Origin of the sequence: Cytobacillus oceanisediminis (assembly GCF_007830235.1) — a bacterium.
In the GTDB taxonomy this organism is placed as follows: domain Bacteria; phylum Bacillota; class Bacilli; order Bacillales; family Cytobacillaceae; genus Cytobacillus; species Cytobacillus oceanisediminis.
The window spans coordinates 644,474-656,830 of sequence record NZ_VLKI01000001.1 but is presented as its reverse complement, the minus strand read 5'-3'; the positions used below and the strand labels follow the sequence as shown (position 1 = coordinate 656,830).

12 protein-coding genes, 4 pseudogenes and 1 riboswitch are annotated in these 12,357 nt (G+C 38.7%); of the genes and pseudogenes, 14 read left to right on the top strand and 2 right to left on the bottom strand.

Annotation, left to right across the window (positions count from 1 at the left end; translation table 11 throughout):
• Positions 1 to 54: 54 nt before the first annotated feature.
• Positions 55 to 195 (top strand): hypothetical protein, encoded by a 141-nt coding sequence (locus IQ19_RS27665; protein ID WP_158638729.1) that lies wholly within the window; start codon positions 55 to 57, stop codon positions 193 to 195.
• On the top strand, positions 186 to 332 hold the full coding sequence (locus IQ19_RS27660; RefSeq protein WP_158638728.1) for a hypothetical protein: 147 nt from the start codon (positions 186 to 188) through the stop codon (positions 330 to 332). The genes IQ19_RS27665 and IQ19_RS27660 overlap by 10 nt, the downstream gene beginning before the upstream one ends.
• Positions 333 to 401: 69 nt before the next feature.
• Here the strand turns inward: IQ19_RS27660 and IQ19_RS03190 are convergent.
• Both IQ19_RS03190 and IQ19_RS03185 read right to left on the bottom strand, forming a co-directional pair.
• Positions 402 to 819: pseudogene (locus IQ19_RS03190) on the bottom strand (GNAT family N-acetyltransferase).
• Between the two features lie 72 nt (positions 820 to 891).
• Positions 892 to 1,428 (bottom strand): GNAT family N-acetyltransferase, encoded by a 537-nt coding sequence (locus IQ19_RS03185; RefSeq protein WP_144539742.1) that lies wholly within the window; start codon positions 1,426 to 1,428, stop codon positions 892 to 894.
• 142 nt (positions 1,429 to 1,570) lie between these two features.
• Here IQ19_RS03185 and IQ19_RS03180 point away from each other — a divergent pair, with 142 nt between their 5' ends.
• From IQ19_RS03180 to IQ19_RS03120, 12 genes and pseudogenes are all read left to right on the top strand, one after another.
• A complete protein-coding gene (locus tag IQ19_RS03180; protein WP_144539740.1) occupies positions 1,571 to 2,023 on the top strand; it encodes a GNAT family N-acetyltransferase in 453 nt (150 codons plus the stop codon).
• A gap of 63 nt (positions 2,024 to 2,086) precedes the next feature.
• Positions 2,087 to 2,671, top strand: coding sequence for a DUF899 family protein (locus IQ19_RS03175; RefSeq protein ID WP_144539737.1), 585 nt, complete (start codon positions 2,087 to 2,089; stop codon positions 2,669 to 2,671).
• 151 nt (positions 2,672 to 2,822) lie between these two features.
• Positions 2,823 to 3,845 (top strand): serine hydrolase domain-containing protein, encoded by a 1,023-nt coding sequence (locus IQ19_RS03170; protein ID WP_144539735.1) that lies wholly within the window; start codon positions 2,823 to 2,825, stop codon positions 3,843 to 3,845.
• Between the two features lie 172 nt (positions 3,846 to 4,017).
• Entirely contained in the window at positions 4,018 to 4,146 is a 129-nt protein-coding gene (locus tag IQ19_RS29420) for a putative immunity protein (protein WP_338422621.1), read from the top strand.
• A gap of 725 nt (positions 4,147 to 4,871) precedes the next feature.
• A complete protein-coding gene (locus IQ19_RS03165) occupies positions 4,872 to 5,054 on the top strand; it encodes a DUF3896 family protein (protein ID WP_144539733.1) in 183 nt (60 codons plus the stop codon).
• A gap of 94 nt (positions 5,055 to 5,148) precedes the next feature.
• Positions 5,149 to 5,299: riboswitch (cyclic di-AMP (ydaO/yuaA leader) on the top strand.
• A 76-nt stretch (positions 5,300 to 5,375) separates the two neighbouring features.
• Positions 5,376 to 5,992, top strand: a pseudogene (locus IQ19_RS03160) (potassium channel family protein).
• A gap of 107 nt (positions 5,993 to 6,099) precedes the next feature.
• Positions 6,100 to 6,467 (top strand): annotated as a pseudogene (locus IQ19_RS03155) (potassium transporter TrkG); the annotation flags it as partial.
• A 767-nt stretch (positions 6,468 to 7,234) separates the two neighbouring features.
• Positions 7,235 to 8,026, top strand: coding sequence for a DUF4240 domain-containing protein (locus tag IQ19_RS03145; RefSeq protein ID WP_144539729.1), 792 nt, complete (start codon positions 7,235 to 7,237; stop codon positions 8,024 to 8,026).
• 722 nt (positions 8,027 to 8,748) lie between these two features.
• Positions 8,749 to 9,018: a DUF1450 domain-containing protein gene (locus IQ19_RS03135; RefSeq protein WP_144539727.1), complete on the top strand. Its 270-nt coding sequence runs from the start codon at positions 8,749 to 8,751 to the stop codon at positions 9,016 to 9,018.
• Between the two features lie 142 nt (positions 9,019 to 9,160).
• Positions 9,161 to 9,328: pseudogene (locus IQ19_RS03130) on the top strand (ArsI/CadI family heavy metal resistance metalloenzyme); the annotation flags it as partial.
• 413 nt (positions 9,329 to 9,741) lie between these two features.
• Positions 9,742 to 10,110: an ArsR/SmtB family transcription factor gene (locus tag IQ19_RS03125; protein WP_144540085.1), complete on the top strand. Its 369-nt coding sequence runs from the start codon at positions 9,742 to 9,744 to the stop codon at positions 10,108 to 10,110.
• Entirely contained in the window at positions 10,103 to 12,229 is a 2,127-nt protein-coding gene (locus IQ19_RS03120) for a heavy metal translocating P-type ATPase (RefSeq protein ID WP_144539725.1), read from the top strand. The genes IQ19_RS03125 and IQ19_RS03120 overlap by 8 nt, the downstream gene beginning before the upstream one ends.
• The last annotated feature ends 128 nt before the right edge of the window (positions 12,230 to 12,357 follow it).

Genomic DNA, 12,357 nt, shown 5'->3' with positions numbered 1-12,357 from the left:
CGCCAATTTCTTTGAGGAGGGTTCATATGAAAGTTATAAAGGAAAACCGTGAATATGGAATTTTTCTTTTGGATGATGGACATTCGATTGTCCATCCTGCTTGACCAGAAGGAATTTGGAACATCGGGGATGTTCGTGATATTGAAACAAGAAGAAGGCTGTCTGATGAAGAGGTTGAAAAATACATGGGATTAATTGTGCCCCACTTACCCTGGCAGCAGGCTAAGGATGAATTATGGAGAAGCTGTGCTTCACTTGGTGACCCTGGGACAAAAGAAAAAGAGCAAAACATACAAAATGCGATATTTGAACAAGGGACAGATATGACCTAGTCAGGTAAGGCCAGGATGCTTAAGACGTCCTGGTCATTTTTTTATCCATAGTTGTTCAAATCTTCATGTCTAAAACCTTTTCAAAAACACATAACTGACCTTGTCGTAAAATCGGTGGGCTGCTTCTCTTTGCAGGCCTGATGACAGAGAAACGATCGGAAACCCGGTTGTCCATTGTCCAATTTTCAACATAGGAAAGAAGGGCTTAGCCATAGTCCTTAGACCGCTGATCTGGATCTGTTACCAGATCGCATACCCAAATAAATCTTCCATTATATAAAGTGACCATGGGCATAAAACCTGTTACGGCCATCATTTTTTCATTTTCAAATAAAGCCGCCAGTTTATAGCTTTCTTTTTCGACAGCTTCTGAAACCAGTTCCAAATATCCTTCTTCATCCAAATCGGTACGAAGGTGCTTCATTAATGGGAAGGCTTGCTTCCACTCCTTCTGGTTTTTTAGTTCCTTAATTAAAGTTTCCCCCATGCTTTTCCTCTTCTTCTCCTATTCTTTGTAAATTAACATTGGTATGTATTCAGGCAGATTAAATATTAACATTTACTTCATAGCACTTTTGCGTAAAACCGTTATAAAACCATCCAAAATATCATGGCTAACCTTAAATCCTTTGCGTTTATAAAAGTCCAAGGCGTTTGTGTTGCCATTTGAAACATAGATAAAATAATCCTCCACATCCTCAAATTCACTTAACCAATTCATGGACATATCGAAAAGTTTAGATCCAACCCCATATTGCCTGTACCCATCTTTAATATAAAACTGTGATAAACACCAGACATTCTTTCTGTTTACAGTAGAAAGGTCAAAAAAAGTGGCAAAGTCAATAGAATATGTTTCTTTTGGAGAAATATTGGAATACACATACGCGACAATTTCTTCATCATCTTTCACGACAACAATATAATTATGTAAGGCAGCTTTTACGGAAGGAATCATCCGTGTTTCAAAATTCATGCTGTCAAAAAGCTCGGGTTTGATGTAAGCTTTCGATTTCTGAAAGGCCATCAGCTCATTGCACAAATCCCGGCAATACTCGATTTTATCCTCTGGTAGGATTTCATAATTCAGATTCATCTTTTTCACCCCTTATCCATCATTTTATTTGGAAAGTATCAATTAGTCCAAAGAAAATGGGACTGAACATTTGACATGATAGAGGAATATTTTCATTGGTATAGAATTTAATTTTAAGAGAAAACTTAAATGAGGGATACACTTGATAAAGGAAATAGATATCCGTGATCGAAAAGCTGCTGAAGAAGTTTTGAGCGTTCAGATCCCGTCTTATAAAGTTGAGGCTGAACTCATCGAGTGTTCTGATATACCTCCATTAAAGGACACCGTTGATACGCTGCAAAAATGTGGAGAAACGTTCTTTGGCTATTATTTAAACGAAGCATTATGCGGAGCGATTTCTTTAAAAGAAGAGAATAACACAATCGATATTCATAGATTAATTGTTCAACCCGATCATTTTAGAAAAGGAATTGCCCAAAAGTTGCTAGAATTCATTGAAAGCAAAGAAGGAATTAAAAGCTTGATCGTCTCAACTGGCTCTAAAAACACGCCAGCCATAAATTTTTATGAAAAAAACGGATTTAAGAAAGTGAATCAAATCAGAGTGAATGAACATTTATCTTTAACCTCATTTGAGAAAAAAATTAAGTAAAAAGGAAACTGCCTAAAGAAAGTGAATATTTATTTTAAATCAGTCTAGGGAGGGAATGTTCTCATGAATTCATTAACTGCGGAACAAGTAGAGAAGGCGATTGAAGAAAAAGAGAAGGAATTGATTCGTGTAAAAGAGGAATTGGCAGCATTAAGAAAACAGCTTCCTTCATTCATGGTAAAAGATTATCTGCTGACAACTACGGAAGGCACTAAAGTTGCATTGAGTAAGCTTTTTGGAGACAAAAAGGAGTTAGTGGTTATTCATAATATGGGAAAATCGTGTCCCTATTGCACTCTTTGGGCAGATGGATTGAATGGTTTTACGAAGCATATTGAAAATAAAGCATCCTTTGTTTTAACGAGTCCGGATGATTATCAGAAGCTAGACCAAATTTCAAAAAGCAGAGGCTGGGAATTCAATTGTTTATCAACTGAAGGATCGACCTTTAAAGAAGACCTTGGATTTAAAGATGAGAATAGAAATGTACTTCCAGGAGTTTCGGTTTTGTTGAAAAATGATGACGGCAGCATTCACCATTATACAAAAGCTGCGTTCGATCCTGGCGATGAATACTGCAGCATTTGGTCCCTATTTGAGCTTCTGCCAGGGGGAAGTGGAGATTGGGGTCCGAGAAATAAATACTGATTGTGCGTTTCTGCATTCTGACAGAAACGCTTTTTTTCGTTCAATGTAAAGTGAAAACAGGAAACTTATGGTATATTTTAATCGAGTCCGCTATCATAAGTTGTTTGTCACTTTAAGTCCTTGGAAAAATAGCTTAAAGGGAGTTCTGTTCATGCTGAAAAATAAAAGTACTAATAAATTACTAAGCGATGTTATTGAAGATGTTAACTTTTCTGGTGTCGTTCTCGCTAAAACGGAGAAGGAAATAGCCTTCCAATCTGCTCGTGGACATTCAAATAGAGCTGATGAATTATTAAATAATCTAAACACTAGGTTTGGCATTGCATCTGGATGCAAGTTATTTACGGCAATTGGCATATGTCAATTGGTTGAGGAAGGGATACTTACATTTGATACCAGAGTTAAAGACATATTGGGTGATATTTTTCCGCACTTTGATGAAGATATTACCGTTCACCACCTGTTAACCCATACTTCTGGAATGCCTGACTATTTTGATGAGAAAATTATGGATGATTTTGAGGAGCTTTGGAAAGAGAGGCCAATGTATCTTCTAAATTATTTAAGAGATTTTCTTCCTATGTTCCAAAATAACAAAATGATGTTTAAACCGGGTGAAAGGTTTCATTACAATAATGCAGGATTTATATTGTTAGGCTTAATTATTGAGAAAAGGACGGGTCTGAATTTTCAGGATTATGTCCAATTGAATATATTTGAACCTTGCGGGATGAAGGATTCAGGTTACTTTCGTTTTGACAATCTTCCTAAAAATACAGCAATTGGCTATATTGATAATGAGGAAGACGGGACATGGAGAACCAATATTTATTCATTACCCATTAGAGGCGGCTCGGACGGTGGAGCGTACGTGACTGCCCAAGATATGACCTTTTTATGGAATGGTTTGCGGACCTATAAGTTATTAAGCAAAGAGTATACAGAAAAACTTTTGACACCACACGTTATGGTTAAAGATGTCAAATTTTACGGATACGGGATATGGATTAGTAAGAGAAATGATTCAATATTTAAGTATCATGTTATGGGTTATGATCCAGGGGTAAGTTTTCATTCGGCATATTATCCGGCTAGTGGATTAACGCTGGTGATTCCCTCAAATAAATCATATGGCCCATCTGCTATAATGGAAACATTTGAAAATCACATATAGACCGATTAAAGGGGCGTTACTTTTAATAGAAGAACGCTTCTTTTTAATAATAGTATAGTTTGGCAAAGCTAAAATTTATCGATTCTAACCTTAAGGAAACAATTGAACAGATTTGAAAGAAGGCATCAAGAAGATGACCGGCCAAGGAAAGCAATCGAAGCCGCACGAATAGGTGCAGGGAGAACTAGGGGTGAGTGAAGCGCGAAAAGCATCGTTCGCTGCCCATGCAGCTACTCGTGAGGCAGAAGATAAAGCTGCGATTGCTGGACAAACTACGAACTTAAGAAAAAGACTTGAATAGCTGTATTGAATTGTTCTTTTAACAATGCTCTCTTTTTTGGAATGAATACATAAAAACCAAAATATATCCGAATCATTAATGGGTATAACGATTATATTTTGATGCTTTATCTCATATGTTTCTTTACAAATGTAAAACAGGAAAACCACCATTTTAGGGCGGTTTTTTTTTTAACTTGTCATGACCACCGACGAAAGTCATCAAGTAAGAAGAGAATGGTAGTTAATCATAATTTACTAATCTAATGAAACTTGCACGATCCTTCTTGGAGGGTTTTTATTTTAGAAAGGTCTAAAGTAATTAGTTAAATATGTTAACATGGAAGTGTGAGATTTATAGTTGAAAATAACGAATCACCTTTAATTAATTGGCGGATTAATTAATTCTTTACTTGTGGCTTTTTGATTGGACAAAATTAGTTACTGAAGCGGGGTTGCCTTGCTTTAGGCTTGCTGATCCCTGACTTACGAACCTATTTATTTATTTTGAAATGATGAAATAATTGTATGCCACTATACATAACAAGAAACGAATCGTGTTTTTTCGGGGATTTAACATTGAAAATCCTCTTTTTTTAAAGCAAGATTTCTTAATGTCTGTAAATATAAAGGGTTCACAAAATCTCAATATATCACTTGATACCCCCTTGGGTTGTTGGTTTATAATAAAGATGAAAGGAATGCGGTTTCATTCTTCCTTTTAAAAAAAATTTAGGGGTGTTGGATATGGACTACTTAGAAGTAAAAGAAAGATTAGAGGCTTCAAAATTGGAGTTAATGAATAGAATGCAGGATACGCACTTATTAGAGGATGAAAAAGAGAATATTCAAAAGTTCATTGAGAACTATGATTACATAATTGAATTAACGGATATGAACCATTTTGAGCGAGGTAAAGTCGTTCATTAAGGGAGGCGGATATTGAGCCGCCTCCTTTTTTAATGCAGAAAAAGATTGACAACGGTTTAGTACGGGAGTAATTTATATTTATTAATTTAATAAACAAACCTTTTTGCTGAATCATTATTGAGCGGGGGAACCATTTTTGATAAACCTGGTTTATCTTGGGGTGAATCTTAGCATATTGAGCTAAGAAGGGATACTCTCAATCCCTAATCCGACAGCTAACTCCGTAAGCCGTAACGAGAGAAGGGTTAATGCGAGCATTGACCATTCTTTATTAAGATTGGTCTTTTTCTGTTTATTTTTAATAAGAAGGGAATTTCTTCAATGAAAAAACAATATGCTGTGTTTGGATTAGGCCGTTTTGGCGGAAGTCTGGTAAAAGAGTTTTATGAGCTTGGAGTCGAAGTTTTAGCGATCGATGTTGACCAGGAAAAAGTGGATTAATACGCACAGTTTGTTACATATGCAGTACAAATTAATGGAATTGACGAAGCAGCAATTAAACAAGCGGGAATAAAGAATATCGATCACGCTTTTGTTTCTTTTGGTGAAAATATTGAGTCAAGCATCTTAACATCATTGTTATTAAAAGAGATGGGAATTCCGCGAGTTTGGGCAAAGGCACATAATGACTATCATGCCAAAGTGCTCAATAAAATTGGTGTAGATCGTGTAATCCATCCTGAAAGAGATATGGCCAAACGGATTGCACACCATATCGTTTCGGAAAAAATGATTGATTATATTGAGCTCTCAGAGGATTACAGTATGGTTGAAATCGTTGCATCAGATAAAATCCACAATAAGTCCTTATTAGATCTGAACATAAGAGCTAAATATGGGTGCAATATCGTTGGGATTCAGCGGGGAAAAGAAATTATCGTATCTCCCCCGGCTGAGGAGGTCATTATTAAGGGGACGTCTTAATCGTAATGGGATGAAACAAAGGAATCGGTAGGTTTGAAAGGCATGGGGTATAGGGTGGAGAAGAATTTACTGTAAAAGGGGAAATTGGATTATGTTTAAAAGGTCTGTAAGGCCAAGGAAAATGGAACGGCCTGCTGTTTGGATCAAATTGAATCCTGCCCAGGCTTTGTCGGTTGGATTTCTAATCCGGATTGCTGTGGGAACGCTGCTGCTAATGCTCCCTTTTGCGACAAAAGACAGGGGCATCATTTATCTTTTATTGATGCATTGTTTGAAGCAACCTCTGCCGTCTGTGTAACCGGGTTAGTTGTAGTTGATACCGAAACAACGTTTACCATGTTTGGCCAAATTGTTCTAATGGTTCTCATCCAGGTTGGCGGGCTTGGTTTTATGACGTTTGGCGTACTTCTTGCCATCACGCTGGGCAAGAATATTGGTTTAAAAGGAAGGCTGATGATTCAGGAATCTTTAAACCAGCTTACAATTGAAGACTTTAAAGAAACAGGATAGAGAAGGACTCTCTATCCTGTTGGCTCTGTAAACTTGACTGTTTATTTCTGCTCCAGGCGCTCAGCGAACCGCGGGCGGTCCGATGCTCCTCGGCCACTTGCGCCTGCCGGTTCTCCCTTTGATCCGCACTCCCGCAGGACATTGGAATAGCATCCTATAATTAACACCGCACGAAGGAAAGGTGAATGGATTTTCGAGGATCTCGCGCCTCCCGCTCCAATCAATACCATTGAGCTTTAACACACCCTATTTATTAAAGCTGATTAATTTTAGTAGAGGGTGTTTCTTTTTATCCGTAACCTTTATCTCATTTTGTGATAGTTTATCTTGATTTTCCAATAGCCATTTCTGAAGTTCTTTCTTATCTTTACATTGGGTATGATATGTTTCTCCGCATTTGCCAATAGCATTGACTACGAATCTGCAATTATTCTTCATAGATACCACCCTATTTCCCTTTAGTAGAATCTATGTGCATTATAACAAGAGAAAATTGAATTTCAATGGTTTTATTACAAAAATTCTATCCAATTAATAACATTGTAACCTGAATTCCGGTTTTCGAATTTTCTTTATATAAAGAAGACTGATAGCCATGGAAGTACGGCCACTTGAATTCTATAAATAATTCAAATTAAAAAGCAAAAATATACAGACTTTTTTTATCTTTTTAAAGTAAAATGGAAATATGTAGGGGGAGAAGATTAAAGCTTAGAGAATATAGCGAAAAAATAGGAGTGCCTGTCATGGAAACTTTACTTATATACAAAGACGATGTATCCAATAAATTCTGGAAAATTAACGTTACAGGAAAGGTTTTTACAGTTACCTATGGAAAAGTTGGATCAATTGGGGCGGTGAAAACAAAAGAATTTGAGTCAGAAAAAATTTGTCAAAAAGAAGCCAATAAACTTATACAATCAAAACTGAAAAAAGGTTATGTTGGGGCAGCTTTATCTGCACAAGTGATAAAAGAGAGCACAATGACAGAATCGCTTTTCTGGCAACTGCTTGAGACTGCCAGAAAAAAAGGGGAAGACCCCGAGGAGCAGCTTGAGTGGCTAATAAACAATCTAACCAGAAGACCGATTAAAGATATTGTCATGTTTGATTACTGGTTTAACCAGAATTATAACAAATCCTATTCATCTAACCTGTGGGCTGCAGCTTATATTATTATGGGCGGTTGTTCAGATGATTGCTTCGACTATTTCAGGGCTTGGCTGCTTTATCAAGGTAAGGAAACATATGAATCTATAATTATAAATCCTGAAATAATAATTCCTTGCCTTCGAGATCTTGAAGAAGAAGGGGATATGCCTCAGTTTGAGGATTTGCTCTATATTGCAAGTATGGCCTATGAAGAGAAAACTGGATTTGACGAAGACCAGTATTATCATTTATACGAAAAGATATCTGGCGATTCATATGTGGAACCCGACATTGAATTGGATTGGGACGAAGATGATGAAGAAGGGTTAAGAAAAAGATTTCCTAAGTTGTGGGAAAGATACGGAGAAAACCCCCTGGAATATTAACCAGTAGATCGGCTGCCAAATCAGGGCAGCTTTTTATTTCAGTCATGAATACCTTATAAAGACGAAATTGCATTCGGCGGGATAAAAAAGGTCGCCATGAAGGCTTTATGAAGACGAAATTCATCTTCAAGTAAGAGAAAAAGTCGCCATGAGGGCTCTATGAAGACGAAATTCCCTTCAAGTGAGAGAGAATGGTCGTCATGAAGGCTCTATGAAGACGAAATCCCATAGAAGTAAGAGAAAATGGTCGTCATGAAGGTTCTAAGAGGACGAAAGTTCATCCAATAGTAAGAGAAAGCTCGCCAGGGGGAAATTACATGACAAAGATTATGCAGATAACAGACGAACTGAAGGATTGTGTTGTTATGTACGTTAAAAAGTGATGTAAGTCCGATTGCAAGTGCGAATGCGCTAATTAAAAAGGGATTTATTAACCGGTTTGCATATGAGACGCTTTTTTTAAAATTGTTGGAAATGAAGCGATTAAGACGACAGAAGGGCATCAAATCCGCTATAATTATGAGGTTCATGAGATGTACCTAAAAAAGGGACAGCCATTTATTTTCATTATCCAGCGAATGTGGCCGGCTGGACCGCTTGTCTGTGCACAGGAGTGTGCCAGTTGAATCAGGTTAAAAAGGGGTCGCAACCAAATGGATCCAGGAGAGCAATATTTATCATCACTAGTGTTGACCGATTAATAATAGAAGGATGTTTTAAAGTTGAAACTGATTAATAAACTATTTTCAAAACAAAAGCAAGTAACGGTTGAATTCTGTCAGCGGAATCTCGACGCGTTTTTAAAGGAAGAGGATTTTTCAGAATATAAACGCTTTTTAAATCTGGAGAATATTAACTATAAAGAATATGAGTGCCAAAGCAAATGCAAAGAATGCAAGCATTCGCCATATGCAGTGATGGATGGGGATTTTATAGCTGCAGAGAACTCTGGTGAATTATTGGCGAAGCTTAAAGAGCGGGCTGAGAAGTAAAAAATAATCGACTTATGTCTATCCGTGCCAACTTTGATAGGCACTTTTTTAATATTCACATTCACTTGCCAACAAAAGAAATTCAACGTGAAATTAAGGCCTGGATCTTCCATTAAAAACTTCGAGATAGTTGTTACCTGGCTGCTATGCAACACAGGATAAATTCTGGGTAACTGACCCTGAGGGAAATGAATGGGAATTTTTCTACATAAAGGCTGACGTGGAATCGATGGAAACGGACTCAGGATGCTGTTCATCTGAGCCAGTGAAGATAGAGATCAAGGATTCTTCTTGCTGCTCTAAAAATTAGAAAAACGCTGATTATCTCAGCGTTTTTATTTTTAAAAAGGCTCTGTTAAAGCTTATTGTTGTTTTTTAGCACCCTGTTGATTGGAGCGGAAGGTACGAACTCCTCGAAAATGCATTCGCATTTTCTTCGTGCGGCGTTTATTCGAGGATGCTTATTCAACGTCCAGCGGGAGTGCGGATCAAAGGGAGATCCCGCAGGAGCAAAAAGCGACGAGGAGCGTCGGACCGCCCGCGGTTCGCTGCGTGCCTCGTGCTGAAATCAACAGGCAAATTTAACAGAGCCTTTAAAAAAAGTAAAGGAATTGGATCAATCCAAATCCTTTTTACATACGATATTCAAATAAATATTTGAATAACTTTCGTAAAGAGTTATAATATATTCAAGCGGAAGTTTGAATAAAGAGGGGGATAATGTTGGGTTCAAAGGATACTTGCGATATTTATTGTTATGACGAAGAAAAAGTTAATCGTATACAAGGGGAGCTGCAGAAGGAAGACCTGTCTAGTGTTGCCCAATTGTTTAAAGCACTTGCAGATGAGAATAGGGCAAAGATTTCCTATGCACTGTGCCAGGATGATGAGCTATGTGTTTGTGACATTGCCAATATCATTGGGGCTACTGTTGCAACTGCTTCCCACCATTTACGCACCCTTCATAAGCAAGGGATTGTGAAGTTTCGGAAAGAAGGCAAACTGGCTTTCTATTCCCTGGATGATGACCATATTAGACAGTTGATGATGATTGCATTGGCTCATAAAAGTGAGGTGAAAGCCGATGTCTGAACAAGCACAATTAGCGGAACTAGAAACGAAAACCTACCGCGTTCAGGGCTTTTCCTGAGCAGGCTGTGCCAAAACGTTCGAAGAGAACGTGAAACGCCTGGATGGCGTTTTAGATGCAAATGTTAATTTTGGGGCTTCCAAAATAACGGTTACAGGAACGGCTGCCATGGAAGCCATTGAAAAGGCTGGAGCCTTCGAGAACCTTAAACTGCGTGCTGAAAATGAAAAAGCAGTGGAGCGGGAACCGTTCTGGAAACAAAAAGAGAATTTCAAAGTATATATATCAGCTGTTTTGCTGGTGATTAGCTGGATTTTAAGCGAGCAATACGGTGAAGAACATATTATTGCAGTCGCTGGATATGCAGCCGCCATTTTAATCGGCGGGTATACGTTATTTCAAAAAGGGTTAAAAAATCTTGCCAGATTGAATTTTGATATGAGCACCCTTATGACGATTGCCATTATAGGAGCTGCAATCATTGGTGAATGGGGCGAAGGGGCAATGGTGGTCATTCTGTTTGCCATTAGTGAAGCCCTGGAGCGCTATTCGATGGATAAAGCCCGCCAATCAATTGAGTCCCTGATGGACATTGCCCCAAAAGAAGCGTTAATTCGCAGGGGCAATGAAGAAATGATGATCCATGTAGACGATATTCAAATTGGAGACGTAATGATTGTTAAACCAGGACAAAAACTGGCGATGGATGGAACCGTAATGAAAGGCACTTCAACCTTGAACCAGGCAGCGATTACAGGAGAAAGTGTTCCGGCCACAAAGACAATTGATGATGAGGTCTTTGCAGGAACGTTAAACGAAGAAGGCTTGCTGGAGGTAAAAGTAACAAAGCGGGTTGAAGATACAACCATTGCGAAAATCATTCATTTGGTGGAAGAAGCTCAGGCAGAAAAAGCGCCTTCTCAGCAATTTGTCGATAAATTCGCTAAGTATTACACGCCAGCCATTATTGTTTTGGCGATTTTAATTGCCGTGGTTCCTCCATTATTCGGCGGAAATTGGAGCGAGTGGATTTATCAGGGATTGGCAGCACTGGTAGTGGGCTGTCCGTGTGCACTTGTTGTTTCGACGCCAGTTGCTGTTGTTACAGCAATCGGCAATGCAGCCAGAAATGGTGTGCTAATTAAAGGCGGCATCCACCTGGAAGAAGCGGGTGCCCTTAAGGCGATCGCTTTTGATAAAACAGGCACCTTAACTAAGGGTGTACCTGCAGTAACAGATGTCATTACGTATAACGGCAATGAAAGAGAGCTAATGAAAATAACAGCAGCCATTGAAAAAGGTTCACAGCATCCCCTAGCTTCAGCCATTATGAGAAAGGCTGAGCAAAACGGATCTGACTTTAGCAGTGTGGCTGTTGAGGATTTCCAGTCCATAACAGGTAAGGGTGTCAAAGCTGTCTTTAACGGAGTGCTTTATTATGTAGGAAGCCCGAAGCTGTTTGAAGAGCTGCATGGAACTATTGATCGTGATAAAAAACAGCAGATTTCGGACCTGCAGACGCAAGGAAAAACGGTTATGGTGCTCGGCACCGAAAGAGAGATTCTTTTATTGATTGCCGTTGCGGACGAAATGAGAGAAAGCTCTAGGGCGGTTATCAGTAATCTGAACAGTATGGGAATTGAAACAGTTATGCTGACGGGAGATAATCAGCGAACTGCTGCAGCAATCGGAAAACAAGTAGGCGTTGCAGATATTAAAGCTGAGTTGCTTCCGCAAGACAAGTTGACTTATATTAAAGAGCTTCGTGCTGGCCACCATAGTGTTGCAATGGTCGGTGATGGTGTAAATGATGCACCAGCACTGGCAGCTTCTACGGTTGGCGTCGCAATGGGGGGGGCCGGAACGGATACTGCGCTGGAGACCGCTGATATTGCCTTAATGTCGGATGATCTAAGTAAATTGCCATATACAATTAAGTTAAGCCGCAAAGCTTTGGGGATCATTAAGCAAAATATTACATTCTCCTTAGCGATAAAAGCCTTGGCATTATTGCTTGTTGTGCCCGGCTGGCTGACATTATGGATTGCGATTTTTGCAGATATGGGAGCAACATTGCTTGTAACACTGAATAGTTTGAGATTGTTGAGAGTAAAAGAGTAATTATTTAGGGCGATGCTGCTGGTGGCATCGCCCTTTTTTCTATAACATAGCTGTGTTCAACATATACCCCATGTGGTATAATCAAGTCGGCAGTTAAGGAATTTGGAAAAGTAAAGGAAGCCTTCACA